The 25,452-nt window shown below is 72.3% G+C and carries 22 protein-coding genes; 12 read left to right on the top strand and 10 right to left on the bottom strand.

All coding sequences use genetic code 11. The annotated features are described in order from the left end of the window. Positions 1–34: 34 nt before the first annotated feature. Positions 35–961 carry a hypothetical protein gene (locus MKK58_RS16975; protein WP_243913165.1) on the bottom strand — a complete coding sequence of 309 codons (927 nt, stop codon included), beginning with the start codon at positions 959–961 and terminating at the stop codon, positions 35–37. 194 nt (positions 962–1,155) lie between these two features. Here MKK58_RS16975 and MKK58_RS16970 point away from each other — a divergent pair, with 194 nt between their 5' ends. Continuing rightward, complete coding sequence (locus MKK58_RS16970) at positions 1,156–1,719, top strand: nitroreductase (protein ID WP_243913164.1); 564 nt, start codon at positions 1,156–1,158, stop codon at positions 1,717–1,719. A 10-nt stretch (positions 1,720–1,729) separates the two neighbouring features. Next, complete coding sequence (locus tag MKK58_RS16965) at positions 1,730–2,341, top strand: flavin reductase family protein (protein WP_243913163.1); 612 nt, start codon at positions 1,730–1,732, stop codon at positions 2,339–2,341. Here MKK58_RS16965 and MKK58_RS16960 read toward each other — a convergent pair. Beyond that, positions 2,338–3,282 carry a DMT family transporter gene (locus MKK58_RS16960; protein WP_243913162.1) on the bottom strand — a complete coding sequence of 315 codons (945 nt, stop codon included), beginning with the start codon at positions 3,280–3,282 and terminating at the stop codon, positions 2,338–2,340. The two genes, MKK58_RS16965 and MKK58_RS16960, sit on opposite strands and share 4 nt — an antisense overlap. Positions 3,283–3,560: 278 nt before the next feature. On the opposite strand from MKK58_RS16960, the gene MKK58_RS16955 reads away from it, so the two are divergent. The 4 genes from MKK58_RS16955 to MKK58_RS16940 all read left to right on the top strand — a co-directional run bounded on the left by MKK58_RS16955 (position 3,561) and on the right by MKK58_RS16940 (position 9,861). Continuing rightward, positions 3,561–4,640, top strand: coding sequence for an efflux RND transporter periplasmic adaptor subunit (locus tag MKK58_RS16955; protein ID WP_243913161.1), 1,080 nt, complete (start codon positions 3,561–3,563; stop codon positions 4,638–4,640). Next, entirely contained in the window at positions 4,630–7,791 is a 3,162-nt protein-coding gene (locus MKK58_RS16950; protein ID WP_243913160.1) for an efflux RND transporter permease subunit, read from the top strand. The genes MKK58_RS16955 and MKK58_RS16950 overlap by 11 nt, the downstream gene beginning before the upstream one ends. Positions 7,792–7,893: 102 nt before the next feature. Beyond that, positions 7,894–8,355: a hypothetical protein gene (locus MKK58_RS16945; RefSeq protein WP_243913159.1), complete on the top strand. Its 462-nt coding sequence runs from the start codon at positions 7,894–7,896 to the stop codon at positions 8,353–8,355. A 300-nt stretch (positions 8,356–8,655) separates the two neighbouring features. After that, positions 8,656–9,861, top strand: a complete 1,206-nt coding sequence (locus tag MKK58_RS16940; RefSeq protein ID WP_243913157.1) for an MFS transporter — start codon at positions 8,656–8,658, stop codon at positions 9,859–9,861. 42 nt (positions 9,862–9,903) lie between these two features. On the opposite strand, the gene MKK58_RS16935 is transcribed toward MKK58_RS16940, so the two are convergent. Next, positions 9,904–10,209 (bottom strand): antibiotic biosynthesis monooxygenase family protein, encoded by a 306-nt coding sequence (locus MKK58_RS16935; RefSeq protein ID WP_243913155.1) that lies wholly within the window; start codon positions 10,207–10,209, stop codon positions 9,904–9,906. 145 nt (positions 10,210–10,354) lie between these two features. Between MKK58_RS16935 and MKK58_RS16930 the strand changes: the two genes are divergently transcribed. From MKK58_RS16930 to MKK58_RS16910, 5 genes are all read left to right on the top strand, one after another. After that, positions 10,355–10,552, top strand: a complete 198-nt coding sequence (locus MKK58_RS16930; protein WP_243913153.1) for a hemin uptake protein HemP — start codon at positions 10,355–10,357, stop codon at positions 10,550–10,552. Continuing rightward, the gene (locus MKK58_RS16925) at positions 10,549–11,463 is read left to right on the top strand and encodes a hemin ABC transporter substrate-binding protein (protein WP_243913151.1); all 915 of its coding nucleotides are present in this window, start codon (positions 10,549–10,551) and stop codon (positions 11,461–11,463) included. The genes MKK58_RS16930 and MKK58_RS16925 overlap by 4 nt, the downstream gene beginning before the upstream one ends. Next, entirely contained in the window at positions 11,456–12,526 is a 1,071-nt protein-coding gene (locus tag MKK58_RS16920; RefSeq protein ID WP_409565261.1) for a FecCD family ABC transporter permease, read from the top strand. Before MKK58_RS16925 ends, MKK58_RS16920 begins: the two co-directional genes overlap by 8 nt. Continuing rightward, complete coding sequence (locus MKK58_RS16915) at positions 12,519–13,343, top strand: heme ABC transporter ATP-binding protein (protein WP_243913149.1); 825 nt, start codon at positions 12,519–12,521, stop codon at positions 13,341–13,343. Before MKK58_RS16920 ends, MKK58_RS16915 begins: the two co-directional genes overlap by 8 nt. A 185-nt stretch (positions 13,344–13,528) precedes the next feature. Further along, complete coding sequence (locus MKK58_RS16910) at positions 13,529–15,688, top strand: TonB-dependent hemoglobin/transferrin/lactoferrin family receptor (protein WP_243913147.1); 2,160 nt, start codon at positions 13,529–13,531, stop codon at positions 15,686–15,688. Positions 15,689–15,773: 85 nt separating this feature from the next. Here MKK58_RS16910 and MKK58_RS16905 read toward each other — a convergent pair whose 3' ends face one another. Then, complete coding sequence (locus tag MKK58_RS16905; RefSeq protein WP_243913146.1) at positions 15,774–17,510, bottom strand: ABC transporter ATP-binding protein; 1,737 nt, start codon at positions 17,508–17,510, stop codon at positions 15,774–15,776. 585 nt (positions 17,511–18,095) lie between these two features. Here MKK58_RS16905 and MKK58_RS16900 point away from each other — a divergent pair. After that, a complete protein-coding gene (locus tag MKK58_RS16900) occupies positions 18,096–18,971 on the top strand; it encodes an SGNH/GDSL hydrolase family protein (RefSeq protein WP_243913145.1) in 876 nt (291 codons plus the stop codon). A gap of 44 nt (positions 18,972–19,015) precedes the next feature. On the opposite strand, the gene MKK58_RS16895 is transcribed toward MKK58_RS16900, so the two are convergent. The 6 genes from MKK58_RS16895 to MKK58_RS16870 all read right to left on the bottom strand — a co-directional run bounded on the left by MKK58_RS16895 (position 19,016) and on the right by MKK58_RS16870 (position 25,420). Then, positions 19,016–19,825 carry an MBL fold metallo-hydrolase gene (locus MKK58_RS16895; protein ID WP_243913144.1) on the bottom strand — a complete coding sequence of 270 codons (810 nt, stop codon included), beginning with the start codon at positions 19,823–19,825 and terminating at the stop codon, positions 19,016–19,018. Between the two features lie 73 nt (positions 19,826–19,898). Next, a complete protein-coding gene (locus MKK58_RS16890; protein WP_243913143.1) occupies positions 19,899–20,678 on the bottom strand; it encodes a TatD family hydrolase in 780 nt (259 codons plus the stop codon). Positions 20,679–20,723: 45 nt separating this feature from the next. After that, positions 20,724–22,298: a methionine--tRNA ligase gene (gene metG / locus MKK58_RS16885; RefSeq protein ID WP_243913142.1), complete on the bottom strand. Its 1,575-nt coding sequence runs from the start codon at positions 22,296–22,298 to the stop codon at positions 20,724–20,726. A gap of 191 nt (positions 22,299–22,489) precedes the next feature. After that, on the bottom strand, positions 22,490–23,557 hold the full coding sequence (locus MKK58_RS16880) for a DNA polymerase III subunit delta' (RefSeq protein ID WP_243913140.1): 1,068 nt from the start codon (positions 23,555–23,557) through the stop codon (positions 22,490–22,492). After that, positions 23,547–24,266 (bottom strand): dTMP kinase, encoded by a 720-nt coding sequence (gene tmk / locus MKK58_RS16875; protein ID WP_243913138.1) that lies wholly within the window; start codon positions 24,264–24,266, stop codon positions 23,547–23,549. Before tmk ends, MKK58_RS16880 begins: the two co-directional genes overlap by 11 nt. After that, on the bottom strand, positions 24,263–25,420 hold the full coding sequence (locus MKK58_RS16870) for a D-alanyl-D-alanine carboxypeptidase family protein (RefSeq protein WP_243913232.1): 1,158 nt from the start codon (positions 25,418–25,420) through the stop codon (positions 24,263–24,265). The genes tmk and MKK58_RS16870 overlap by 4 nt, the downstream gene beginning before the upstream one ends. Positions 25,421–25,452: the final 32 nt, after the last annotated feature.

Below are 25,452 nucleotides of genomic sequence, written 5' to 3'. Positions count from 1 at the left end.
GCCCTCCTCCCCACGATCATCGGTGCCCTCGTCGTCAGGACGCCTTGGCGATGACCTCGACGTCGCGGTTCAGGCCGCTCTCGACCTTGAACTCGCGGGTGTAGACCTGCCCGTCGTGGCGGGCGATGAGGACGTAGTCGCCCTCCGCCAGGGTCACCTGCGGGAAGGCGCCGATGGCCTCGCGGATGGTGTCGCCGCCCGGCGTCAGCACGCTGAAGGCGGTGCCGGCGAAGGCCTCCGCCCCCTCGGCCGCGACGAGCTTCAGGGTCAGGGTGGCGGCGCGGTGGTTCAGGGTGGCGTCCGTGACCTTGCCGTTCTCCACCTTGAGGTCGGCGCGCTGGATCGCGTTCGAGCCGCCATAGGTCGAGACCACGTGGTAGGTGCCCTCGGGCAGGCGCAGGAGTTCGCCCGCCTTGACGCCGCTGCGCACGAGGCGCCCCTCCGAATTCGTCCCGATCGGCACGAAGACCGAGAAGGCGAGCTGGTCGGGGCTGAGCTTCACGTCGCCGATGGCGCCCGAGAGCTTGAGCGCCCCGGCATTGACCTTGAGCTGCTCGGAGGCCGGCCGGCCCGCCATGACGACGCGGCGCGAGGCGCTGGCGAAGCCGTAGGTCACGGTGGCGACGTAAGAGCCCGGCGCCAGGGTGAAGCTCGGCTCGGCCGCCTCGGAGCGGGCGACGATGGCGGGCTTCGCCCCGTCCGTGCGGTCCTCGTAGACGCGCCAGGCGAGGCCCGAGCGCAGGGGCTTGTCGCCCCCGGCGAACACCGCCGAGAGGGTGAGGGCCGCGCTCGCCACGCTGGGCAGCGGCGGCACCGAGGGATCGGACATGGACGGGGAGGGGAGGTTGGGCCCGATCCGGTTGTGGAAGGCGTTTCCGTCCTGCGCCGAGGCGGCCCCGGGATGGACGCCGAGGAGGAGGGCGCAGCCCAGCAAGACCGATCCGTACCCTGCCCGCGCCATCCCGCACCTCCCAATCCCGACCGGGGCGCCCCGCCGGCGTTGCCAATCCGCCGCCGACGCGCCATGTCACGAACGGCCGCCGCGCCCCGGTGCCCGCCCTCTGGAACCGGACCATGGCGGCGGCAAGGCCGGTCCGGCCTCCGGGCCCTCCCACGGCTCAGCCTCCACCCGCCCGATCCTGCTCCAGGGATGCCATGAACGCCACCCTCGATCTCCTGCGCACCCGCCGCTCGGTCCCGCCGCTGCGCCTCAGTGAGCCGGGCCCGGACGCGGCCGAGCTCGACGCCATCCTCACCATCGCGTCGCGGGTGCCGGACCACGGCAAGCTGGCGCCCTGGCGCTTCCTGGTGATCGCGGGCGAGGCCCGCACCCGCATCGGCGAGGCGATCGCCGCGGCCTACGCCGCCGACCATCCGGAGGCCGACGCCGCCCGCCTGGATCTCGAGCGCAACCGCCTCGCCCTGGCGCCCCTGGTGGTGGCGGTGGTGTCGCGGGCCGGGCCGCACGTCAAGATTCCGGAATGGGAGCAGGTGCTCTCGGCCGGCGCCGTAGCCATGAACCTCGTGGTGGCGGCCAACGCCGCGGGCTACGCCACCGCCTGGCTCACCGAGTGGTTCGCCTACGATTCCCGCATCCTCGACGTCCTCGGCCTCGACCCCAGCGAGCGCCTCGCGGGCTTCATCCATATCGGGCGCGCCGACGAGGTGCCGCCCGACCGGCCCCGACCGGTGCTGGCCGACATCGTCACCCGGCTCTGAAGGGCACCCCATGCATTACGACGCCGAGACCAAGGGCCTGCCGCACAACCCGCTGAAGGCCCTGGTGGCCCCGCGCCCGATCGGCTGGATCAGCGCGATGAACCGCGAGGGCGCGGTGAACCTCGCGCCCTATTCCTACTTCAACGCGGTGGCGTCCGGTCCCGACATGGTCATGTTTTCCTCGGCCGGGCGCAAGGACGCCATGACCTTCGCGGAGGAGGGCGGTGAGTTCGTCTGCAACATCGCCACCTACGACCTGCGCGAGGCGGTGAATGCCACCTCGGCGCCCCTGCCCCGGGGGACGAGCGAGTTCGCCTACGCGGGCCTGACCCCGGCGCCCTCGCGAAAGGTGCGGCCGCCCCGGGTCGCCGAATCGCCGGCCGCGCTCGAGTGCAAGTGGCTGCAGACCGTGCCGCTGACGCCGCTCGACGGCAGCGACGCCTCGCACTTCCTGGTGATCGGGCAGGTGGTCTCGATCTACATCGACGACCGCTTCGTCAAGGACGGCCTCGTGGACACCGGCGCCATGCGGCCGATCCTGCGCGGCGGCTATTTCGACTACTTCACCGCCGAACCGGAGACCCGGTTCGAGCTGCGTCGTCCGGCCGGCGGGGGCGGCTAGGCCACCCGCCGACGCCCCAGGCGCTCGGCGATGGCGATGCCGCCGATGACCAGCGCCAGCGCGAGGCCCTCGTGCCAGCGGAAGGGCTCGCCCACCAGCAGGATGGCGAGCCCCGCCCCGAAGATCGGGACCAGGTTGACGAAGAGACCGGCCCGGTTCGGGCCGATCAGCTCGACGCCGCGCATGAAGGCGAGCTGCGCGATGAGCGAAGGCCCCAGCGCCACGAACAGCACGATGACCCAGCCCTTGCGGGTCGGCCAGATCGTGTGGCCCAGCGCCCATTCGGCGTAGAGCGGCGGCAGGGAGGTCACGAGGGCCGAGAGCGCCACCGCGGTGAAGAAGCTCAGGCCCGAGACCTTGGGCCTGCGCGAGAGCGCCACGGTGTAGCCGGCATAGAGCAGGCAGGCGACCAGCATCAGCACGTCGCCCCGGTTGAAGGCGAAGGTGGCGAGCACGCGCCAGTCGCCGTGGGTCGCCGCCACCACGGCGCCTGCGAGCGTCACGACGACGCCCAGCACCTGCGCGCCCGTCACCGCCACCCGGAGGACGGCGTAGTTGATCAGGATGACGAGAACCGGGATCGACCCCTGGAACAGGGCGATGTTGATGCCGCTGGTGAACAGCCCGGCGGCGTAGAACAGGCTGGCGTAGAGGGTGTAGCCGCAGGCTCCCATCAGCAGGACGTAGCGCCAGTGGCGGGCCAGCCGGTCCCATTCCGCCACGAAGCCTGCCCGCGCCGGCAGCGCCAGGGCGAGGCAGGCGAAGGCCCAGCGCAGGCAGGTGAGCACCTGGGGCGAGACCTCGCCCGCCGCCCACTTGCTCGCCACCACGTTGCCGCCCCAGAGCAGCATCGTGAACACGAGGAGCGGGTAGGCGGCGGCCGACTCGGCCGCGGCCGCCGGCTCGGCCGCGCGTCCGGCGGGCGTCTCCGGGACGCGCATGGGCGGATCTCCCTGGGCTCAGGCCGGGCACGCGGCCGGCGACCGGGGCGGGATAGCCCGCCGCGCCGCGCGGGGACAGGCTGCACGGCGCAACGCCGCCATCGAAATCCACCCGCCTCCGCCGCTGGCGCCCCCCAGGGCCGCACCCATCCCCCGCTATCGATCCGCCCGCGCTATCGACGGGCGCGCCGATTCCCTATGCCGGTGGATAAGGTTATGCCGGCCCGGAACGCGGCGGCGACACGGCCGCGGACCAATCGGGGAGGGCGAGACATCCGGTGACGTGGCGATCCCTCCTCCTCGCCGGCCTGCTGACGGTCGGCCTCGGCGGCCTCGCCGTCTCGCCCCAGGGCGGTGCCCTCCTCGGCGCGGTGCGCGAGCGCCTCGAAGCGCTTCAGGCCCGACCCGGGCCGGCCAAATTCGTGCACCTGCCGGCCCAGCGCACCGCCGTGGAGGAGGGCCGCACCGTGGTGCGCCTCTCGGCCGCCGAGCGCGCCCGCATCGGCATCGTCACGCAGGCCCGGCCCCTCGCCGACCACCGGGAGGAGCTGCAGGCCTATGGCAGCGTCCTCGATCTGGCCCGGGTCACCGACCTGACCAACGCCTATGCCAGCGCCCGGGCCGCCCTCCAGACCGCCCAGGCCCGGGCCGAGGTCTCGCGCAGCGCCCTGCAGCGGGCGAGGTCGCTCGGTCAATACGCCACCACCGTGCAGCTTGAGACCGCCGGGGGCACGGCCCAGACCGACCAGGCCGCCCTGGCGGCGGCGGAATCGCAGGTGCGCACCCTCTCGGCCACCGCCCAGCAGGAATGGGGGCCGGTGATCGGCCGGGCCATCGTCGAGCGCTCGGCCACCGTCACCCGGCTCATCGAGCGGACCGACTTCCTGGTGCAGGTCACCCTGCCGCCGGGGGAGGGCCTGAAGGGCCCGCCGGCGGCGGCCTTCGCCGAGGTGCCGCCCCAGAGCGCGCGGGTCGCCCTGACCTACGTCTCCCCCGCCACCCGCACGGACCCGCGCATCCAGGGCCTGAGCTTCTTCTACACCGTGCCGGGCGACAGCGGCTTCCTGCCCGGCATGAGCATGCTGGCCTTCCTGGCGGCCGACCGCAGCGTCACGGGCCTGAGCGTGCCCGAGGAGGCGGTGGTGCATTGGCAGGGAGCGGCCTGGATCTACCGGGCGGTGAGCCCCGACGCCTTCGCCCGCCACCGGCTCAAGGCCGACCCGCCGATGTCGGCCGACGCCTACGTGGTGGAGGACCTGCCCGGCGACACCGAGATCGTGCTCTCGGGAGCTCAGGCGCTCCTCTCCGAGGAGATGAAGAGCCAGCTTCAGGTCTCGGGCGGCGTCGATGACGATTGAGGCGAGGGGACCCGGGGCGTCGGACGCGCGCGGGCCCCAGGCGGCGCTGGTCGCCTTCGCGGTACGCTTCCGCGGCATCGTCCTGGCGCTGAGCCTGGCGCTGGCCGCCTACGGCTTCGTGGTGCTGGCGGACGCCCAGTACGACGTCTTCCCGGAATTCGCGCCGCCCGCCGTGGTGATCCAGACCGAGGCCCCCGGCCTTAACCCGGAACAGGTCGAGGTGCTGGTGACACAGCCGATCGAGGTCGCGGTCAACGGCCTGCCGGGGGTGGTCTCCCTGCGCTCGAGTTCGATCCAGGGCCTGTCGGTGATCACCGTGACCTTCGGGGCCGGCAGCGACATCTACCGGGTGCGCCAGCTCGTCACCGAGCGGCTGACGGCGCTCGCCGGACGCCTGCCGCAGGGCGTGCTGCCGCCGGCGATGACGGCGCTCACCTCCGCCACCAGCACGGTGCTGCTGGTCGGCCTGACGACCGAGAGCCGCTCCGACATGGACCTGCGCACCCTGGCGGACTGGACGCTGCGCCTGCGCCTCCTCGCGGTGCCGGGCATCGCCCAGGTCTCGGTCTATGGCGGCGCGGTGCGCTCGCTCCAGGTGCAGATCCGCCCCAACGACCTCGTGCGCTTCAACGTCGGCGTCAACGACGTGCTGGCCGCCGCGCGGAAAGCCACGGGCGTGCGCGGGGCCGGCTTCGTCGATACGGCGAACCAGCGCATCGCCCTCCAGACCGACGGGCAGTCCCTCAGCCCCGAGGCGGTCTCGCGCACGGTACTGATCAACGAGGGCGGGGCCAGCGTGACGCTCGCCGACGTCGCCAACGTGGTCGCCACCGGCGAGCCGGCCATCGGCGCCGCCCTGGTGGACGGCCGGCCCGGCGTGCTCCTCATGGTGGGGGCCCAGTACGGTGCCAACACCCGCGCGGTCACCGCCCGGGTCGAGGCGGCCCTGGAGGACCTGCGCCCGGCCCTGGAGCGGGAGGGCGTGACCCTGCACGCCGACCTGTTCCGGCCGGCCAACTTCATCACCATCGCCAACGCCAACGTGCTGCAGGCCCTCGGGCTCGGCGGCATCCTCGTGGTCGTGGTGCTGTTCGTCTTCCTGTACGACTGGCGCACCGCCATCATCTCGGCCCTGGCGATCCCGCTCTCGCTCATCGCCGCCGTGGTGGCGCTCCAGGCGCTGGGCGAGAGCCTCAACACCATGACGCTGGGGGGCCTCGCCATCGCCATCGGCGAGGTGGTGGACGACGCGGTGATCGGCGTCGAGAACGTGGTCCGGCGCCTGCGCGAGAACCGCCGCCTCGGCGGCCCGCGCCCCGAGGGGCGGGTGGTCCTCGACGCGATCCTGGAGGTGCGCACGGCGGTGGCCTACGCCACCATCGCGGTGCTGCTGGTCTTCCTGCCCGTCCTCGCCCTGTCGGGCATCGCCGGCCGGCTGTTCGGACCCTTGAGCCTGGCCTACATCCTCGCGGTGGTGGCGTCCCTGGCCGTCGCCCTCACGGTGACGCCGGCGCTCGCGATGTGGCTGCTCACCGGCCGGCGCGCGGCCGACACCCGCGACCCGCCGGTGATGCGCGCCGCCCGCCGCCACTACGCGAGCCTGCTGACCCGGATCGACCGGTATCCCGCCCTCGTCATGGCCTGCGGCCTCCTCGTCACCCTCCTGGGGGCCGCCTTGGTGCCGTTCTTCGGCTCGACCTTCCTGCCCGACCTCAAGGAGGGCCACCTCATCCTGCACATGGCGGCCGCCCCCGGCACGTCGCTGCAGGAATCGATGCGTCTCGGCACCCGCATCACCGCCGAGCTGAAGGCGATCCCCGGCATCCGGGCGGTCGCCGCGCAGATCGGCCGGGCCGAGGCCGGCCAGGACACCGCCGGCACCCATTACAGCGAGATCCACATCGACCTCGAGCCCGGCCTCGACGGGGCGGGGCAGGGGGCGGCGGAGGCCCGCATCCGCGCCGTGATGGCGGGCTTTCCGGGCGCCGCGTTCTCCCTGAAGACCTTCCTCACCGAGCGGATCGAGGAGACCGTCTCGGGCTTCACCGCGCCGGTGGTGATCAACGTCTTCGGCAACGATCTCGCCGCGATCGAGACGGCCGCCCGCGACATCGCCCGCGAACTCGCCGAGGTGCGGGGCGCGGCCGACATTCAACAGAGCTCCCCGGCGGGCCTGCCCCAGGTCAATGTGGGCCTGAGGCCCAACGACCTGCGCCACTGGGGCCTGTCCGCCGTCGAGGTGATGGAGGTGGTGCGCACCGCCTACCAGGGCGACATCGTCGGCCAGACCTATTCGGGCAACGCGGTCTTCAACGTCCTCGTCATCCTCGATTCCGCCACGCGCGGCCGGCTCTCGGCCCTGAGCGACCTGCCCCTGCGCGGCTCCGGCGGCCGGGTGGTGCGCCTCGCACAAGTTGCGGACATCTACGAGACCTCCGGCCGCTACCAGGTCCAGCACGAGGGCGCGCAGCGGGTCCAGGCGGTCACCGCCAACGTGACGGGGCGCGACATCGCCGGCTTCGTTGCCGACGCCAAGCGCAAGGTCGCCCGCGAGGTCGCCTTGGCCCCCGGAACCTACGTGAGCTTCGCCGGCTCGGCCGAGGCGCAGGCGCGGGCCCGGCGCGACCTCCTTCTCTATTCGGGGCTCGCCGGCCTCGGCATCGTGCTGCTGCTCGCCATCGTGACGGGCAGCCTGCGCAACCTGATGCTGGTCTTGGTCAACCTGCCCTTCGCCTTCGTGGGCGGCGTGCTCGCGGTCTTCGCCACCGGGGCGGTGCTCTCGCTGGGGTCCATCGTCGGCTTCGTGACCCTGTTCGGGATCAGCTTGCGCAACACCATCATGATGGTGGCGCATTACGAGCACCTCGTGGTGGAGGAGGGGCAGGCCTGGGACCGCGACACGGCGGTGCTCGGCGCCGCCGACCGGATGGTGCCGATCCTGATGACCTCCCTCGTCACCGGCCTCGGTCTGATGCCGCTGGCCCTCGGAGCCGGCGAGCCCGGCCGCGAGATCGAGGGTCCGATGGCCATCGTCATCCTCGGCGGCCTCGCCACCTCGACGGTGCTCAATCTCCTCGTCCTGCCGACCCTGGCGTTGCGCTTCGCGCGCTTCGAGGCGCCGCAGGGCAGGGCGCTCCGACCGGCCGCCTGAGGGGCCGGCCCCCGGGGCGCGAGCCCGGCGCCCTGGCTTTGCCGGTCGCCCGCTCCGTTCTAGACTGAGGGAGGGGCCGAGTCGGACGGCCCGGAGCCCGTCATGCGTCTGAAGCCGCTGATTTCTCTCCTCGCCGCCCTCCTGCTGTCCGGATGGTCCGCCGCGCGCGCGGTGGAGATGCCGGTGCCGCCCCCGGCCGGGACCGCGCCCGGCACGCCCGTCCCCATCCAGTCCTTCCCGCTGACGCGGGTGGTGCCGAAGGGCGAGGCACGCGCCATCGCCTTCTTCTCCTACCTCTACCCCGACTGCGCGTCGCAGGGTCCCGTGGTGGCCCGCATCCTGGAGCCGCCGCGCCACGGTACCGTGACCTTCGCGCAGACCGAGTCCTTCCCGCGCTACGCGGCCGGCTCGCCGCTGGCCGCCTGCAGCGCCAAGCGCGCGCCCGGCCTCCGGATGACCCACGAGACCGAGGAGAACTTCGAGGGGCTCGACACCTACCGCATCCTCATCATCAACCCGGACGGGACGGCGGCGGAGTACGACGTGAAGGTCTGGGTGCGCTGAGGGCCGCGCGGGGCGGCGAACCCATCGCGCCGGTTCCGCATTGATAAGGACGGCGCCCGGGCCCCGGTCCGCCGCAACCGTGACGGAAGGTGACGCATGGCCCTGATCTTTGCTCTGCTCCTCATCGGGGCGCCAATGGCCCTGGCGATCCTGGAACTCCTCCGCATGCGCGGAACGCATCAACTCTGAATGGACTGAACGCGCCGACCCTGAGCCGCCCGCGATCGGCACGGGCTTTCCCCGATCGGGGAGGGACGGGCGAGACGCGGCCCCGCCCCACCCCGCGCCGGGAGCCCGACCGTGCACGCGCCCTCCGCGCCGGGACGACCCGCCCTCGGGTCCTTCCCGGCCTTCGTGTTCCTGCAGGGCAGCCTCTACGCCGCCTACGGCACCGTCTCGCCCTTTCTGCCCAGCTTCCTCGGCGAGCGCGGCCTCGACCCCTCCGAGATCGGCATCGTGCTCGCCGCCGGCACCCTGATACGGCTCCTGGCCGGCCCCCTGGCGGGGCGGATCGCGGACCGTCTCGACGCGACCCGCGCCGTCCTGGCCGCCGGGGCCTCGGCGGCGGGGTTCCTCGCCTTCGCCACGCTCCTCGGGCACGGCTTTTTCGCGCTCCTGTTCATCGGCCTTGCGCAGGCCGCGGCCCTTGCCGCCCTCGCGCCCCTGGCGGACGCCCTCACCCTCGCGGCGATCGAGATCGCGGCGATCGAGCGGGGGCGGGCCTTCGCCTACGGCTGGGTCCGGGGGGCCGGATCGGCCGCGTTCATCCTCGCCACCCTGCTCTCAGGGCAGGCCGTCGCCTGGGCGGGCCTCGGCAGCATCCTGGTGTCGAGCGGCCTCCTGTTCCTCCTCACCGCCCTGGCCGCGGGCCGGGTTCCGGCGGCTCCGCCTCCCGCCCGAGCGGAGGCAGACGGATTGGCAGCCCCGAACCTGCGCGGCCTGCTGGCCGCGCCGCTCTTCCGGCGGGTGCTCGTCGTGGCGGCCCTGGTCATCGGCAGCCACGCCCTGCACGAGGCCTTCGCGGTGATCCGCTGGCGCGCGGCGGGCCTCGGCCCCGGCACGGTCAGCCTGCTCTGGTCCCTGGCGGTGCTCTCGGAGGTCGCCGTGTTCGTCCTTGGCGGATCATGGCTGCTGGCGCGCCTGGGCACCGCCGGGGCGGCGATGCTGGCCGCCGCCGCCGGAATCTTACGCTGGGCGATCATGGCGACGACGGTGGCGGTGCCGATGCTGGCCCTCGGCCAGGCCCTGCACGGGTTCACCTTCGCGCTGCTCCACCTCGCCAACATGCGCCTGCTGGCCGACCTCGTACCCGGGCGCGGGGGCGCCACCGCCCAGACCCTCTACGCCACCCTGGGGCTCGGGCTCGCCAACACCGTCCTGACCGGGCTGGCCGGGTGGCTCTACGGCCGCTTCGGGGCGGAGGCGTTCTGGGGCATGGCGGCGCTCTGCGCCGGCGCGCTGCCGCTGGCGGCCGGGCTGCGGCGCCCCGGACCCGGGCGAGCGTGAGTCCTCAGAAAGCGGCCGGGCCGAGGGCCTGACCGGCGGCCCTCAGGCCGTGACCGCCTCGAAGCCCTCGAAGTTCGGATGTCCCAGGTAGAGCGGCTTCGTCGAGGGCACCCGGCTGTGGGCCTTCCGGAACTGCTCCGAGCGCGTCCAGGCCTCGAACTCGGCCTTCGAGCGCCAGACGGTGTGCGAGGCGTAGAGGACATGGTCCTCGTGCTCGGGCCCCTTCAGGAGATGGAATTCGACGAAGCCCGGCATCTCGCCGAGGTGACTGTCGCGCCCGAGCCAGACCTGCTCGAACTCGGCGGTGGCATCCTTGACGACCTTGAAGCGATTCATGGCAATGAACACGGGACACCTCTTCGACGATCCGCTTGGTCGAACCGGGCGATAGACCGGCTTGTGCTATCTGTCGAGCGTATTTATCACCGTACATGCCTGTCGATGTTCTTTTTAGTTGTTACAACGAAAAGACATACCTTGGAAGTCCTACAAGATGTCCCAGCCGGACGGTGTCGATTCCGTACCCCCCGCGGTTCAGGAACCCGCGATCCCGATGCCGCCGGCGGGAGCGACGGCGCAGATCAGCTCGCAATCTCTCCTGCGCGGGCAGCGCGAGATCACCATCCTGCACGGCGGGGATCGCTACCGCCTGCGGATCACCGCCAACGACAAGCTGATCCTCACCAAATGACCCGCGCGCCCGACCCGACCCGCCGTGCCGCGTTCCTCGCCGCCGGCTGCGCCCTGATGCTCCGTCCCGCGCGGGCGGCTGCGCCCGCCGTCGCGGACGGGCCGCCCGCCGCGGGCGGGACGGCCACCCGCATCGCCTCCCTCGGGGGCGCCGTGACCGAGATCCTGTGGGACCTCGGCGCCGGCCCGCGCATCGCCGTCGTCGACACCACCAGCACCTTCCCCGCCGAGGTGCTGCGGCAGAAGCCGAATGCCGGCTACCTGCGGGCGCTCTCGGCCGAGGGGCTGCTCTCCGTGCGCCCCGATCTCGTCATCGCGGCGGAGGGCGCAGGGCCGCCCGCCGTGCTGGCGCTGGTGGAGGAGGCGGGCGTGCCGGTCCGGTGGGTGCGCGAGCCGCCCTCCGCCGAGGGCGTCCTCGACAAGATCCTGGCTGTCGGCCGCCTCGCGGGGCTCGCGGCGGAAGCCGAGGCCCTGAGGCAGGCGGTCGCCGCCCGCTTCACGGCCCTGGCGCAGGCGCGGGCTCGCGTGGAGCGCCCGATCGGGGCCCTCGTCGTCCTCTCCCTCGCCAACGGCCGGGTCATGGTCGGGGGGCGCAACTCGACGGCGGACGGCATCCTGGCGCTCGCCGGCATCCGCAACGCGGCCGATCGGATCGAGGGCTTCAAGCCGATCACCGACGAGGCGATCGTGGCCGCCGCCCCAAATCTCGTCGTGATGATGGCCTCGGAGGGCAGCCCGCCGACGCCGGAGGCCGTGTTCGCCCCCGGGACCGCCCTGGCCCAGAGCCCGGCGGCCGCCCGCCAGGCCCTGGTGACCCTGGACGGGCTCACGCTCCTCGGCTTCGGCCCGCGCACCCCCGAGGCGGCGGACACAGTGATGCGGCGGGCCTATCCGGACCTCCGGCGTGGCTGAGGCGCGGGGTAGGGCGTCCGCCGCACGCGGGTCCGGTCTCCTCGTCTTCGCGGTCCTCGGCCTGGCCCTGGCGGGCGCGGTGCTGGCCTCCCTCGGCCTCGGCGCGGTCGCGATCCCGCCGGGCCGCGTCGTCGCGGTCCTGCTGCAGGGGGGAGGGGACCCGGACCTGGCGCGCGAGGCCCTGGTGATCCTCAACATCCGGCTGCCGCGCACGCTCCTCGGCCTCCTCGTGGGCGCCGGCCTCGCGGTCTCCGGTGCCCTGATGCAGGGCCTGTTCCGGAACCCCCTCGCCGATCCCGCCCTCGTCGGCGTCTCGGCCGGGGCGGGGCTGGCCGCCGCGGCGGTGATCGTCCTCGGGGATCGCCTGCGGGCAACCCTCGGCCTCTCCGGCCCTCTGCCCTACGCCACCCTGCCCGTTGCGGCGTTCCTGGGCGGGCTCGCGGCGACCCTCGGGCTCTACGCGGTGGCCTCCCGGGGCGGGCGCACCGCCGTGGCGACCCTGCTTCTCGCCGGCATCGCCCTCGCGGCCCTGACCGGTGCGCTGACGGGCCTCCTGGTCTATGCCAGCGACGACCGGCAGCTGCGCGACCTCACCTTCTGGTCGCTGGGCAGCCTGGGAGGCGCCACCTGGACCAAGGTGGCGGCGAGCGCCCCCGCGATCCTGCCCGTCCTCGTCCTCGTGCCGTTCCTGGGGCGCGGCCTCAACGCCCTGGTCCTGGGCGAGGCGGAGGCCTTCCACCTCGGAATCGCGGTGGAGCGCCTCAAGCGCTGCGTCATCCTGCTGGTCGCCGTGGCGGTGGGGGCCGGCGTGGCGGCGGCCGGGGTCATCGGCTTCGTCGGCCTCGTCGTCCCCCATGCCCTGCGCCTCGTCATCGGCCCCGAGCACCGCCGCCTCCTGCCCGCATGCGCCCTCCTCGGCGGGACCCTGCTGGTGCTGGCGGACGTGGCCGCGCGCCTCGTCGTGGCACCCGCCGAACTGCCGATCGGCATCGTCACGGCGCTGGTCGGCGCGCCCGTCTTCCTCTGGCTGCTGCTCGGCCGGTCGCGCGTCGCCCATGAGTGAGGCGCCGCTCCTCCTCGGCCGGGGCCTGACCTACGCGGCGGGCGGACGGTGCCTCGTGGAGGCGGCCGACATCCGGGCCGATCCCGGAACGGTACAGGTCATCGTCGGTCCCAACGGTGCCGGCAAATCCACCCTGCTGCGGCTCCTCAGCGGGGAGTTGCGGCCGCTCGCCGGCACCCTCGCCTATGCGGGCGAGCCGGCGGCGGCGATCCCGCCCTGGCGCCTCGCGACCCTGCGGGCGGTGATGCCGCAGGCGGCGCGCCTGACCTTCCCGTTCGCCGCCGCCGAGGTGGCGCGGATCGGTCTCGACGGCATCGGTCGCCGTCTCGGACGCGCCGCGCGCGATGCGATCCTCGAGGAGGCCCTGCGCCGCGCCGACGTCGCCCACCTGGCGGACCGGATCTACGCGACCCTCTCCGGGGGCGAGCAGGCCCGGGTGCAGTTCGCCCGGGCCCTGTGCCAGCTCGCGGCCGGGCGGACCGTGGCGCCGCGCCAGGTGCTGTTCCTGGACGAGCCGACCGCGAGCCTCGACCTGCGCCACCAGTCGAGCCTCCTGGACGCCGCCGCGCGGATCGCCGCCGAGGGCGCCGCCGTGGTGGCGATCCTGCACGACCTCAACCTCGCGGCGGCCTATGCCGACACCCTGGTGGTGATGGAGGCCGGGCGCATCGTCGCCCGCGGTGCCCCGGCCGACATCGTCCGGGACGACCTCCTGGCGGACGTGTTCGGCGTGCCCTGGCGCGTCGGCCAGATTCCGGGACCCGGCCAGCCCTTCGTCCTGCCGCAGCGCCGTGTGGCATCCATGCCACAGGCGTGAGCGAAGTTTTCGCAAGCCTGGAACGGCTTCAGATTCGCCCGATGGCAGATCCGAACGCCTCCAGATCGCGGCTGCGTCCCCTCCGTTGACCCGTCGGGGCGCGCCCCCCAGACCACCCGGGCACCAGCCAGCCAGCCCTCCGCCAGCCAGCCAATCGTTCGACTGCGTTCCCGGCGGATTTCCCCATGTCCCGATCGTCTCACCGCGCCTGGCTGGCGCTCGGCGTCTCGTGCGCGGCCCTCGGCGCCGCGCAGGCGCAGAGTCCAGGGCAGGCTCCGGCGCCCACACCCGTCCGCGCGGGACCGGCCGATGCCGATGTCAGCCTCGATACCATCTCGGTCTCCTCCACCAAGACCCCCGGTTCGGCGGTCGACGCGCTCTCGGGCACCAGCGTCGTCACAGCTGAGCAGATCGAGCGCATCCAGCCGAGCCGGCTCTCGGACGTGCTGCGCGACGTGCCCGGCGTCACCACCCAGGAGAACCAGAACGACCCGGCCCAGGCGATCAACATCCGGGGCCTGCAGGATTTCGGGCGCGTCAACGTGCTGGTCGACGGCGCGCGCCAGGATTTCCAGACCTCGGGCCACAGCGCCAACGGCGTGTTCTACCTCGATCCCGAACTCGTCGGCGGCGTCGACATCACCCGGGGGCCGACCGCCACCATCTACGGGTCGGGCGCCATCGGCGGCGTCGCTTCCTTCCGGACCCGCTCTATCGACGACATCCTGGCCCCCGACGAGACGGCCGGCGCCGTGCAGAAGCAGGGCTTCGGCACCAACGGCCAGAAATTCATCAACTCCACGGCGCTCGGCGCCCGCATCGGTACGGCGGCCGACGTGTTCGGGCAGTTCGTGTTCCGCAACAACGGACCGTACCGCGACGGCCTCGGCACCCTGGTGCGCGACACCGGCAACGAACTGACCTCGGGGCTCGCCAAATTCAACCTCCGCCCCGCCGACGGGCACGAGATCAGCGGCACGGCGCTGCTGCAGCGCTTCGACTTCGCCAACGCGGGCACCAGCAACGCCGGCGCGCGATTCGCCAATGCGGTGCAGGCCGACACCTACACGCTGGGCTACCGGTTCAGCCGGCCGGACGTGCCCCTGCTCGATCTCAGCATCAAGGGCTACACCACCACCACGCACAACGACCTGACCTACCTGCAGGACACCGCGAGCGGCCTCTACGGCCGCCTCGGCACCCGCGCGGGCGACCGCATCACCTACGACATCGAGACCACGGGCCTCGACGTCCACAACACCGCGCGCTTCGACACCTGGGCGCTCAGCCACGCGCTGACCATCGGCGGCGACGTCGTGCGCAACAGCGTCCACACCACCGACAAGGCCGGCGGCTTCGGCAGCGCCTTCACGCCCTCGGGCGAGCGCTCGCTGGCCGGCGCCTTCGTGCAGGACGAGATCCGCTACGCCGACTGGCTCCGGGTGATCGGGGCCCTGCGCTACGACACCTACGAACTGTCGGGCGGAATCTACCGCTCCAGCGGCGAGCGGGTGTCCCCGAAGATCACGGTGGGCGTCTCGCCGTTGCCCGGCATCGAGCTCTACGGCACCTACGCGGAGGGCTACCGCGCGCCCTCGATCACCGAGACGCTGGTCCAGGGCATCCACCCCTTCCCGGCCTTCAGCATCCTGCCGAACCCGACCCTGCGCCCCGAGGTGGCCCGCACGGTCGAGGGCGGCGTCAACCTGAAATACAACGAGGTCCTGGTTCCGGGGGACGTGTTCCGGGCCAAGGTCAACGTCTTCCAGAACGAGATCGACGACTTCATCAACATCCAGGCGGTGGGGCCGACCTACTTCGTGCCGGCCATCGCGGGCATCCCGGCTTCGACCTGCGCCCGCATTCCCGGACGCTTCCCCTGCGTGATCCCGGTCCAGTCGTTCCAGTACCTCAACATCGCCCGGGCCGAGCTCTCGGGCGTCGAACTCGAGGGCGCCTACGACTGGGGCAGGGGCTTCGTCTCGCTGGCCGCCACCCACACCGAGGGGCGCGACAGGGCGACCCGCCAGAGCCTCGTCACCGTGCCGCCCGACCGGATCAGCGCGACGCTCGGCCTGCGCTTCCTCGACGACCGCCTCACGGTGGGCAGCCGCCTCAACCTCGTGGATGCCCGCACCGACCTGCCGGCCGGCGCCACCATCCTGGCGACCAAGGCCTACGCGCTGGTGGACTTCTTCGCCTCCTACCGGGTCAACGACCAGATCAAGGCGGATTTCATCCTCCAGAACGCCTTCGACAAGCGCTACACCCAGTACCTCAACGCGCTGCCCAATCCCGGCCTCGTGGCCAAGGCCGCGATCAGCATCAAGTTCGCCACGCGCTGAAAGCGCGCCGCCTTCGCAACCGGGGGCAGGGGGGGGACGAGGCGCGGTGGGGCAGGGGGGCGACGCCCCTGCCCGCGGCCAAGCCTCAGGTCTGGGCCGCGTGCCGCGCCGGCCCGAACTGCGCGGCGTAGAGGCGGCCATAGGCGCCGCCGGACTTGAGCAGGGCCTCGTGCGGGCCCTCCTCGACGATGCCGTTCTCGCCCACCACCACGATCCGGTCCGCCTGCTGGATGGTGGCGAGCCGGTGGGCGATGACCAGGGTCGTGCGCCCTTGCGCGAGTTCGACAAGGGAGAGCTGGATCTCCTGCTCGGTCTGCGTGTCGAGGGCGGAGGTCGCCTCGTCGAGAATCAGGATCGGCGGGTTCTTCAGGAACACGCGCGCGATGGCGAGGCGCTGCTTCTGGCCGCCCGAGAGCTTCACCCCGCGCTCGCCCACAAGCGTGTCCAGGCCCTCGGGCAGGGTCTCCAAAAGGCCGTCGAGGCGGGCCCGGCTCGCCGCCGCCCGGATGGCGCCGTCATCCGCATCGAGGCGGCCATACGCGATGTTCTCGCGGATCGTGCCGGCGAACAGGAACACGTCCTGCTGCACGATGCCGATCTGCCGGCGCAGGGACGCGAGGGTGAGGTCCCGGATATCGTGCCCGTCGATGCTGATCCGCCCGGCCTCGACCTCGTAGAAGCGCGGGATCAGCGAACACAGCGTCGTCTTGCCCGCCCCCGAGGGGCCGACGAAGGCCACCGTCTCGCCCGCCCGGATCGCCAGGGTCAGGTCCCGCAGGACGGGGCGGCCCTCCGCATAGCCGAACCGCACGCCCTCGAAGCGGATGTCGCCGCGCAAGGGCGGTGCCGCAACGGCATCGGGACGGTCCACGATGTCGGGGGCGGTGGCCAACAGCGCCGCGTAGCGCCGGAAGCCCGCGATCCCCTTCGGGTAGGTCTCGACCACGGCGCCGATCTTCTCCAGGGGCCGGTAGAACACGCCCACCAGCAGCAGGAAGCCGACGAAGCCGCCGGGGCTCAGCTCGCCGCGCACCACGTAGGCGGCGCCGCCCAGCAGCACCACGATCTGGACGAGGCGCATGCCGAGGTAGTTGATCGACAGGCTGGCCGCCATGATCCGGTAGGCCTCGAGCTTGGTCGCGCGGTAGCGCGCGTTGTCGCAAGCGAAGAGGCGCCGCTCGTGCGGCTCGTTGGCGAAGGCCTGGACCACCCGCATGCCGCCGACATTCTCCTCGATGCGGGCGTTGAAGGCGCCGACCCGGCCGTACTGCGCCTGCCAGTTCCGGGTCATGCGCCCGCCGTAGCGCAGGGTCACGAAGGCGATCACGGGCAGGATCGCGGCCGTCATCAGGGCGAGCGGCGGGTGGACGAACAGCATCAGGCCGAAGGCGCCGAGCAGCGTCATCACGGCGATGAACAGGTCCTCGGGGCCGTGATGGGCGACCTCGCCGATCTCCTCCAGGTCCTTGGTCACGCGGGCGACGAGGTGGCCGGTCTTCTGGTTGTCGTAGAACCGGAACGAGAGCTTCTGCAGGTGGTCGAAGGCCCGCGCCCGCATCTCGGTCTCGATGTTGATGCCGAGCACGTGGCCCCAATAGGTCACCACCACCATCAGGCCGGCATTGGCCACGTAGACCAGCCCGAGGCCGAGGGCGGCGAGCAGGATGAGCTGCCAGTCCTGGCGCGGCAGCAGCACGTCCACGAAGACCTTCACCGCCATGGGAAAGCCGAGCTCGAGCAGGCCGGACAGCACGGCGCAGCCGAAATCGACAAGGAACAGCGTCCGGTGCGGCCGGTAATAGGCGAGGAAGGCCTTCAGCATGGGGTCTCCGTCGTGACGGATCGCGCGGGCGACCGGTCGAGGCGCGTCCTATCGCAATCCCGCCCGCATGCCCATCGCGGCGCCTCCTGGCGTGGTGCCGCGCGGCGCGGCGCCTCGCGGTTCTGTCCCGGCACCGGCGGCGCGGGGAGGGGTCTTCGCGAACCCCCGGCCCCGGCCGCCGCCGCATGGTCTCGATGCGGGATGGGCCCGATGCGGGTCACAGGCCGCGCCAGCGCCGGGCTCCGCAAATCCTCGAAGATGCGCGTTGAGAACCGGGTCCGGTCCGGCAAGCGGACCCACATCCCAGGCCAGGAACACCGTTCGCATAAGATATATTATGGAACTTGAGCCTGCGGAAACGGGGGCAGGGGCCTCACGCTGACGAAGGGTTCACCCATTCCCGACACCGCGTATTCATGCAATCTCCACACGGCGGATTCACGCAATCGGCAGGTCCCGGGTGCGCGACAGGTCCCGGCAGTGCTAAACCGCTGGCGGATGTCACAATTCCTCCCCATAATACATGATACCGGGCGCCGTCCGAGCGGAAGCCCGCCCGAATCGATCCTCTCCGAAGCGAACGCGATGCCGATCTTTGCGCGCCCCTCCGCAATCCTGAGCTTGGCTCTTCTGGCCATCGGGTCCGTTTCGCTCGCCACGGGCGCGCGGGCCGAGCCGCAGCGCACCGCCCTGGTGCAGCCGCCGCAGGTCATTGCGCAGCCGGCGCAGGCCAGTGCAACGGAGGCCGCGCGGTCGGCGCCGACGGTCCGTCCGGCGATCCCGCGCCGGGCGCTGGCCCGCCTGCCCCGCCTCGCCGGCCTCATCAGCCAGGGTCAGGCCATCCGCATCGTGGCCTTCGGCTCCTCCTCAACCGAGGGTTCGGGCGCCTCCTCCCCGGCCACGACCTACCCGGCCCAGCTCCAGCGCGACCTCGCGGCGCGGCTCGGCACGATGGGCTCCGTGCATTCCAGCGTCACAGTGCTCAACCGGGGCAAGGGCGGCGACGATTCCGAGGCCATGGCCCGGCGGCTGGAGCGCGACGTGCTCGCCGACAAGCCGGACCTCGTGATCTGGCAGACCGGTAGCAACGACCCGATGAGCGGCGTCAGCGTCGAGCGCTTCGCCGAGCTCACCCGCGCCGGCATCCTCGCCATGCGCGCCACTGGGGCCGACGTGGTCCTGATGGACCAGCAATGGTGCAAGAAGCTCTCGACCACCGACGGGGCCGAGGCCTACGGCGCCGCCCTGCACGCCATCGCCACGGAGCTCAACGTGCCGGTGATCCGCCGGAACGCGATGATGCGGGCCTGGGCCGCGCAGGGGCTGCTGTCGCCCACCCAGATGATCGGCCCCGACGGCCTGCACATGACCGACGCGGGCTACGACCGCCTGGCCCGGGCCGCCACCGCGCAGCTGCTGGCCAATGCCGGCCTGCCGCAGGATGCCAGCACCCAGAACTGAGGACCGGACCGGGAAGGCGGCCGGACCGCCCTCCTCCGGAAGCGTCACAGGTCCAGCGTGACGCTCAGGCCGTCATGGGCCGGCACGACGTTCGCAGGCAGCTTGGCCGCGAGGGTCGCGTAGTCGAGATCCGTGTGCAGGTTCGTCAGGATGGCCCGGCGTGGACGCACTGTCTCGATCAGCGCCAGGGCGTCCGAGACCGAGTAGTGCGTCGGGTGCGGGGTCTCCCGCAGGGCGTCGATGATCAGCAGGTCGAGCCCGTGCAGCCGTGCCTGCGACGTTTCCGGCATCAGGCTGACGTCGGGCGCGTAGGCCACCGGGCCGAAGCGGAAGCCGAGCGCGGCCTCGTTGCCGTGCTCCATGCCGAAGGGCAGGGCCGTCACGGCCCCGCCGGGCCCCTCCACCTGCATCGCCGCCCCGTCCGCCAGGTCGTTCATGTCGAGGATCGGCGGGTACTCGCTGCTGGGCGGCGTCTCGAAGCAGTAGCCGAAGCGCGCCTCCAGCAGGCTCCGGGTCCGGGCATCGGCGAAGACCGGGATGCGTCGGCGCATGTGGATCACCAGCGCCCGCACGTCGTCGATGCCGTGGGTGTGGTCGGCATGGGCATGGGTGAACAGGATGGCGTCGAGGCGTTGGACGGCCCGGGCCAGGAGCTGCTCGCGCAGATCCGGCGCGGTGTCGACGAGGAGGGTGGTGGCCGCCTCCCCCGGACGATCGTGACGCTCCACCAGGAGCGAGCAGCGCCGGCGCCGGTTCCGCGGCTCGCCCGGATCGCACGCCCCCCAGCCATAGCCGACGCGAGGCACGCCGCCCGACGAGCCGCAGCCGAGGATCGTCACCGTCAATGCAGCCATCGGCACCTCCGCTCCCGTTGGTATCGGAGGGGGGCGGGGCCTGTCACGTCCCGACCCGGGCCCCCTGCCCCGCTCACCCTGCGGCCTTGTGGAACAGGCGGTGGAAATTGGCGGTGGTCAGGGCAGCGAGCTCCGCGAAGTCCATGTCGAGGGTCTGGGCCAGGGAGCGGGCCGTGTCCGCCGTGTAGGCCGGCTCGTTGGTGCGGCCGCGATGCGGCTCGGGCGCCAGGAAGGGGGCGTCGGTCTCCACCAGGAGGCGGTCGGGCGGCACCGAACGGGCGATCGCCCGCAGGTCGTGCGAGCGCCGGAAGGTGACGATACCGGAGAAGGACACGCAGAAACCGAGTTCGACGCCGACCTCCGCGAGGCGCGCGCCTGACGAGAAGCAGTGCAGGACGGCCGTGAACGTGCCGCGCGCCATCTCGTCGACGAGGATCGCCTCCATCTCCGCATCGGCATCGCGGGAATGGATGACCAGCGGCAGGCCGGTCTCGCGGGCGGCGGCGATGTGACGGCGGAAGACCCGCTCCTGCACCGCCTCGGGGGCCGCGTTGTCGTAGTGGAAGTCGAGGCCCGACTCGCCGATGCCGATGCAGCGGGGATGGTGCGTGTGCGCCACGATGGCCTCGGTCGGCACGTCGGGCTCATCGCCCGCCCCGTCCGGGTGGGTGCCGATGGTGTGCCAGATTTCCGGGTGGGCTTCGGACAGGGTCTCGTAGGTCCGGGCCTTGGCGACCCGCGTGGAGATGGTGACCATCCGGCTCACGCCGGCCGCCTTGGCGCGGGCGACGACGCTCGGGAGATCCTCCGCGAAGTTCGGAAAATCGAGGTGGCAATGGCTATCGACGAGCATGACAGGGGGGCTCAGAAAACGGTCGGGCGGGCGAGGCACCGTCGCTCACGCGGACGGCGTCTCCGGCTCGACGAAGCGCGGGAACAGGCCGACGGGGGCGGGGAGCGGCGTGCCGGGCACGAGGCGGCCGCCCTCCCCCACATCGGCGAGTTGCCGACGGTCCGCCGGCACGGCCAGGAGGTCGAGGAGACGGGCGCCTGAGCCCGGCATGAAGGGCTGCACCAGGATGCCGATGGCCCGCAGGGTCTCGGCCACGACGTAGAGCGAGGCCGCCATCCGGGCCGGATCGGATTTGCGCAGGACCCAGGGCTTCTGCGCGTCGAAGTAGCGGTCGGCGGCCGTGATCACGGCCCAGATCTCGGCGAGCGCCGTGTGCAGGGCGAGCCGGTCCATGGCCTCGCGCACGGTGCCCGGCAGGGCATCGGCCAGGGCCAGCAAGGCGCGGTCGTCGTCCGTGAAGGTGCCATGCTCGGGGACCAGCCCGGAACAGTTCTTGGCAATCATCGAGAGCGAGCGCTGGGCGAGGTTGCCGAGGCCGTTCGAGAGGTCCGCCGTGTAGCGGGTGATGATCGCCTCGTGGCTGTAATTGCCGTCGCCGCCGAAGGGCACCTCGCGCAGCACGAAGTGGCGCACCGCGTCGACGCCGTAGGTCGCGATCAGGTCCATCGGGTCGACGACGTTGCCCAGCGACTTCGACATCTTCTCGCCCTTGGAGAGCAGGAAGCCGTGGCCGAAGACGCGCTTGGGCAGCGGCAGACCCGCCGACATCAGGAAGGCCGGCCAGTACACCGCGTGGAAGCGCACGATGTCCTTGCCGATGACGTGCAGGTCCATCGGCCAGAACTGCCTCCGGGGATCGGCGTCGTCGGGGAAGCCCGTGACGGTGAGGTAGTTCGTGAGCGCGTCGACCCAGACGTACATGACGTGGTCGGGATGCCCCGGCACCGGCACGCCCCAGTCGAAATTCGTGCGGCTGACGGAGAAGTCCTTGAGGCCGGAGCGCACGAAGCTCGCCACCTCGTTGCGCCGGGTCTCCGGGCCGATGAAGTCGGGCTCGGCTTCGTAGAGGGCGAGCAGCCGATCCTGATAGGCGGACAGACGAAAGAGAAAATTCTCCTCCTCCATCCAGGTCACCGGCGTGCCGGTGGCCTTGGCCACGGGCGTGCCGTCGGGGCCGGCCTCGAGTTCGTCCTCGGCGTAGTAGGCCTCGTCGCGCACGGAGTACCAGCCGGCGTACTTCGACAGGTAGAGGTCGCCGTTGGCCTCCATCCGGCGCCAGAGTTCCTGGGCGGCGGCGTAGTGCTCGGGCTCGGTGGTGCGGATGAAGCGGTCGTGGCTGCAGTCCAGGGCCTCGGCCACGGCGCGGAAGCGGGCGGACATGTCGTCCACGAGTTCGCGCGGGCCGATCCCGGCCTTGGCCGCCGTCTGCTGGATCTTGACGCCGTGCTCGTCGGTGCCCGTGGAGAACAGCACGTCGTAGCCGTCGAGGCGCTTGAAGCGCGCGATCGCGTCCGTGGCGATCACCTCGTAGGCATGGCCGATATGGGGCGCGCCGTTCGGGTAGGAGATCGCGGTGGAGAGGCCGAAGGTCTTGCGGCTTGCCGGGTCGGTGGCGGTCACGTCGAGGGGTTCCCCGGATACAGGGTTCACAGGATCAGGTCCCGGAATCGGGTCCTGGGATCACAGGACGGCGGAAGCCTAAGCTGACTTGCGTTGGGGTACCAACGCAAGTCAGCTTAGGCTATTGTTGTGTCGCAGATTTTTGTCGCAAAACCGGCGGCCGCTTTTGCGAAATCTGCTTACCATGCCGATCAGGCGGCGTCGCGGAGCGCGCCGGCCAGGTCGCCGAACAGGGACAGGACCAGCGGCCGGCGGTCGAGATTGTAGGTCGCGGCCTCCCGCGCGGCGCGGGCGATCTTGTCACATACCTCGACCAGGGCCGCAAGGCGGGCGGGGGGCTCGTGCCGGCGCCGATCGAGCTCGGCCGAGACGAAGCGGAACACCGTGTCGAGGCTCGCCGCGAAGAGCTCGTCGGATTCGCGTCCCGAGAGCTTCTCGGCGAGGGCGAGGATGCGGCGCCAGTCCGGATGGTCGAGGCGGGCCAGCAGGGTCTCGACCTCGGACACGAGGCCGGCCCGGGCCGGATCGAGGAGGGCGACGGCGTCGGCGACCGAGCCCTCCGAGAGCTGCGCCGCCCGGGCGAGCGCCTCGGAGCTCGGCTGCACGAAGGGCGGGGGAAAGCCGCCGATCACCCGCGCCACCTCGGCTTGCGCGAGCGGGCGCAGGGTCAGGGCCCGGCAGCGCGAGCGGATGGTCGGCAGGAGCCGCCCCGGCGCGTGGCTGACGATGAGGAAGAGGCAGCGGGGCGGGGGCTCCTCCACCATCTTGAGGAGCGCGTTGGCGCTGTTGGCGTTCAGGTCCTCGGCGCTGTCGACGATGCAGATGCGGTAGCCGCCGGCGCTGCCCGCCGTGGAGCCGAAGAGCGCGAGGGCGCCACGCGCCGCATCCACCGAGATCCGGGTCGCCAGGGTCTTGGCGTTGGGCGCCCGCGTCCGGCGCAGGGCCACGAGGTTGGGGTGCGACAGGGCCGCAACCTGCCGCGCCACCGGGTGGCCGGGATCGACGGAAAGGTGCGGGGGGACGTCCCGCGCGGTGGGGTTGGCGAGGAGCCAGCGGGCGACCCGGTAGGCCAGGGTCGCCTTGCCGATGCCGCGCGGGCCGCCGATGAGCCAGGCATGGTGCAGGCGCCCGGAGCCGATGGATTCGGCGAAGGCGGCCTCCGCCTCGGCATGGCCGACGAGGCCGGCCCGCTCGCGCGGGCGCGGGACCTCGGTCAGGTCGCCGGGCTCGACGTCCTCGGGGGGGCGCTCAGGCCGCATCGCCGTGCGCTCCCGGCGTCTCGGCGAAGAGCCCGGGCAGGCGCTCGGCCACCACGGTGCGGATCGCGGCCTCGACGGCATCGGCGGACAGGGCCGCGTTGACGACGGCGCAGCGCCCCGGCTCCGCCGCCGCGATGGCGAGGAAGGCGGCGCGCAGGCGCGCGTGGAAGGCCAGGGCCTCGGCCTCGAAGCGGTCCGGCCCCGCCGCGGCGCCGGCGGTCTCGTCCGCGGATTGCCGCGCGCGGGCGCGGGCGAGCCCGAGTTCCGGGTCGCAGTCGAGGATCAGGGTCAGGTCGGGCCGGGTCTGGCCGACGACCACCTCCTCCAGGCTCGTCAGGAGGGCCGGGTCGAGGCCGCCGGCCGCGCCCTGGTAGGCCCGGGTCGAATCCGCGAAGCGGTCGCACAGCACGATCTCGCCCGCCGCCAGGGCCGGGCGGATCAGGGTGTCGAGGTGGTCGATCCGGGCGGCGCAGAACAGCAGCGCCTCGGCGAAGGGGCCGTGGGGCTTGGCCAGCCCCGCGAGCAGCGCCTCGCGGATGGCCTCGGCCCGGGGCGAGCCGCCGGGCTCGCGCGTCGTCACCACGGGGCGGCCGGAACGCGCGCGCAGATGCGCGGCGAGGCGCCGGATCTGGGTCGACTTGCCGGCCCCCTCCCCGCCCTCGAAGGTGATGAAGCGCCCCCTGCCCGCTCCGCCCGCCCGCGCCGTCACGATTTCGCGCCGGCCTTCTCGAAAGCCTTGCGGAACAGGCCGGTGCCGACCTCCCAGGTGGCGTCGAGGGCCCTCTGCGGGATGGTGCCCGCCTCCACCGCCTCGCCGGCATAGAGCGGCAGGTCGAGGGCCTGGGTCTCGCCGCGGGTGATGCGCAGGCGGCCGACCTCCCGGCCCTGCTCGATCGGGGCGACCAGGGGGCCCTGGTAGACCGCCTTCGCGGTGATCTTGTCGCCGGAGCCGCGCGGCAGCAGCACGCGCACGGGCTTCCTGGCGACGAGGGGCACGCTGCCGGCCGCCCCGCCATAGACCGAGGCCTCCGCCACGGTCTCGTTCGCCGTGAAGATCTGGCGCGGCTCGAAGGCGCGGAAGCCCCATTCCATCAGCTTGCGCGATTCCGCCGCCCGGTCGCGGGCGGTCTTCAGGCCGCTCACCACCATGATCAGGCGCTGCCCGTTCTGCACGGCCGAGCCGGTCAGGCCGTAGCCGGATTCCTCGAGGTAGCCGGTCTTCAGGCCGTCGGCGCCGATATCGAGGGTCAGGAGCGGGTTGCGGTTCTGCTGCTTGATCTTGTTCCAGGTGAACTCGCGCTCGGCGAAGATCTTGTAGAGGTCCGGATAGGCCTCGATCAGGTGCAGGGCGAGCTTGGCGAGGTCGCGGGCGGTCACCTTCTGGTCGGGCGCCGCGTAGCCGGTGGCGTTGCGGAAGGTCGAGCGCGTCAGCCCGAGCACCTTCGCCCGCGCCGTCATCATCCGCCCGAAATTCTCCTCCGAGCCCGCGATGCCCTCGCCGATGGCGATGGCGGCGTCGTTGCCCGATTGCACGATGAGGCCGCGCAGGAGGTCGGACAGCTTGATGCGGCTGTTGAGCTGGGCGAACATCGAGGAGCCGCCGCCCCCCGCCCCGCCCCGGCGCCAGGCGTCCTCGGTAATCTGGAACTCCGAGTCCATGGTGAGCCGGCCCTGCCGGATCTCGTTGAACACGATCTCGGTGGTCATCAGCTTGGCCATGCTGGCAGGGGAGAAGAGCTCGTCGGCCCCCTTCTCGAACAGCACCGAGCCGGAATCGGCATCGAGCAGGATCGCGTGGGGGGCCGCCGTCTGGAAGCTCTGGGCCAGGGCGGCCGGCACCTTGACCAAGCTCAGCGCCGCCATCGCGACGGCGAGGACGACGCCCGACGTCACGC

The organism is Methylobacterium sp. J-078, from assembly GCF_022829285.1.
Classification (GTDB): domain Bacteria; phylum Pseudomonadota; class Alphaproteobacteria; order Rhizobiales; family Beijerinckiaceae; genus Methylobacterium.
The sequence above is the reverse complement of the archived record's forward strand: the minus strand, read 5'-3'. Positions and strand labels throughout refer to the sequence as shown.

What these genes read in the sequence shown, in the direction of transcription:
- MKK58_RS16970 (WP_243913164.1), top strand. Translation starts at nt 1,156, where the DNA reads ATGAACGCCACCCTCGATCTCCTGCGCACCCGCCGCTCGGTCCCGCCG.
- MKK58_RS16945 (WP_243913159.1), top strand. Translation starts at nt 7,894, where the DNA reads ATGCGTCTGAAGCCGCTGATTTCTCTCCTCGCCGCCCTCCTGCTGTCC.
- MKK58_RS16890 (WP_243913143.1), bottom strand. Translation starts at nt 20,678, where the DNA reads ATGCTCGTCGATAGCCATTGCCACCTCGATTTTCCGAACTTCGCGGAG.
- MKK58_RS16880 (WP_243913140.1), bottom strand. Translation starts at nt 23,557, where the DNA reads ATGCGGCCTGAGCGCCCCCCCGAGGACGTCGAGCCCGGCGACCTGACC.
- MKK58_RS16965 (WP_243913163.1), top strand. Translation starts at nt 1,730, where the DNA reads ATGCATTACGACGCCGAGACCAAGGGCCTGCCGCACAACCCGCTGAAG.
- MKK58_RS16905 (WP_243913146.1), bottom strand. Translation starts at nt 17,510, where the DNA reads ATGCTGAAGGCCTTCCTCGCCTATTACCGGCCGCACCGGACGCTGTTC.
- MKK58_RS16975 (WP_243913165.1), bottom strand. Translation starts at nt 961, where the DNA reads ATGGCGCGGGCAGGGTACGGATCGGTCTTGCTGGGCTGCGCCCTCCTC.
- MKK58_RS16870 (WP_243913232.1), bottom strand. Translation starts at nt 25,420, where the DNA reads ATGGCGGCGCTGAGCTTGGTCAAGGTGCCGGCCGCCCTGGCCCAGAGC.
- MKK58_RS16930 (WP_243913153.1), top strand. Translation starts at nt 10,355, where the DNA reads ATGTCCCAGCCGGACGGTGTCGATTCCGTACCCCCCGCGGTTCAGGAA.
- MKK58_RS16925 (WP_243913151.1), top strand. Translation starts at nt 10,549, where the DNA reads ATGACCCGCGCGCCCGACCCGACCCGCCGTGCCGCGTTCCTCGCCGCC.
- MKK58_RS16960 (WP_243913162.1), bottom strand. Translation starts at nt 3,282, where the DNA reads ATGCGCGTCCCGGAGACGCCCGCCGGACGCGCGGCCGAGCCGGCGGCC.
- MKK58_RS16915 (WP_243913149.1), top strand. Translation starts at nt 12,519, where the DNA reads ATGAGTGAGGCGCCGCTCCTCCTCGGCCGGGGCCTGACCTACGCGGCG.
- MKK58_RS16895 (WP_243913144.1), bottom strand. Translation starts at nt 19,825, where the DNA reads ATGGCTGCATTGACGGTGACGATCCTCGGCTGCGGCTCGTCGGGCGGC.
- MKK58_RS16910 (WP_243913147.1), top strand. Translation starts at nt 13,529, where the DNA reads ATGTCCCGATCGTCTCACCGCGCCTGGCTGGCGCTCGGCGTCTCGTGC.
- MKK58_RS16950 (WP_243913160.1), top strand. Translation starts at nt 4,630, where the DNA reads ATGACGATTGAGGCGAGGGGACCCGGGGCGTCGGACGCGCGCGGGCCC.
- MKK58_RS16900 (WP_243913145.1), top strand. Translation starts at nt 18,096, where the DNA reads ATGCCGATCTTTGCGCGCCCCTCCGCAATCCTGAGCTTGGCTCTTCTG.